Here is a 1391-nt window from a genome sequence, read left to right as displayed (position 1 = left end):
GACTTTTCTAATTCTATTTTCTGCTTCAAACCACTATAAACATATATGTATAACTATTTTCTATAGAAAACCAACTCAACTTTGACAGAGGCTCCCAAAATAGACATGGTAAAATTTTATCGGAATATTTATTTTTTAAAATACATGTAGTTCCTGGAAATGATATTATTACTGCACTTAATTCTTTACTATCACGAAATCTTTTATTGTGTCCCATCTTTATCGCTTTCCTTCCAATTCCCTCACTAATACTATGAAATTCGAATACAGGAGCTTCTATCCATAAAACGCACGACATATTTCCTTGGAAGTAAATCTACCTCTAAATGTTCATAGTGGATGCACATTTTCTTTACCAAGCCCTAAACGGAAAAATTGAGTTTTGATAACACCGAAGTTCAGTTTTATCGTTTAGAAAAGGATCTACTTTCTTGAATTGATGGACATGGAGTACCAGAAAATGGCCATCATCCAAAAAACGAAAATGAGTTCATCTTCTCATAGGTAGCCATGAAAAATGAACTCATTTTATATCTATCAATATTTTTTATTGATTAACTGAGAACCTGCCTGATAGTATACTTTCATTACCTCTTTTGGAACCATACTCCCTCCAGTTCCCCATACTATATGAATACCTTGGTTCAATTTTTTTGTTAAGTCATTATTTGTTATATATCTTTGTCCTTCTTTAAACAATTTGATTGGCCCAATCATACCCGCTAATGCTGATGGTTCCAACTCTATACCCTCTGTATCTACTAACCCTTTTAGTAACTTATATAGGTGATTATCGCTAATTGTATATATACCACTTAAAAATGGCTCTATTGTTTTACCTACAAATCCAGATGCTCTTCCCACCGCAAGTCCATCTGCATCTGTTTTATTGTCAATTCCAAAATCTTGCACGGAGATTCCATCATGCAATCCTGTCATCATACCTAATAGCATACAAGGAGAATGAGTAGGTTCTGCAAAAAATACATGCGCATTATCACCATACAATAACTTTAAACCAAACGAAACACCACCTGGACCTCCACCTACTCCACATGGCAGATAAACAAATAGAGGACAAGACTCGCCGATTTTTATTTGAAATTTCTCTAATTGTGTATGTAAGCGCGCAGCGGCTACAGCATAGCCTAAAAATAAATGCCTTGAATTTTCATCATCGATAAAATAACACATCGGATTCTTATCAGCTTGTTTTCTTCCTTCTTCTACGGCTTTACTATAGTCCGCTGTATATTCTATAACATTAACTCCTTTACCTCGAAGTAAATCTTTTTTCCACTTTTTCGCATCTGCTGACATATGAACAGTCACATTAAAGCCTAACTTCGCACTCATAATACCAATACTTAAACCTAAATTTCCAGTGGAAC

At 34.5% G+C, this 1391-nt stretch carries 1 protein-coding gene; it reads right to left on the bottom strand.

What is annotated here, in order from left to right:
- Positions 1-537 precede the first annotated feature (537 nt).
- The coding region (locus FOT98_RS30370; RefSeq protein WP_144291223.1) for a D-serine ammonia-lyase at positions 538-1391 on the bottom strand (854 nt) is incomplete at its 5' end.

Source organism: Bacillus sp. HY001 (assembly GCF_007558965.1).
Lineage (GTDB): Bacteria > Bacillota > Bacilli > Bacillales > Bacillaceae_G > Bacillus_A > Bacillus_A mobilis.
The sequence above is the reverse complement of the archived record's forward strand: the minus strand, read 5'-3'. Positions and strand labels throughout refer to the sequence as shown.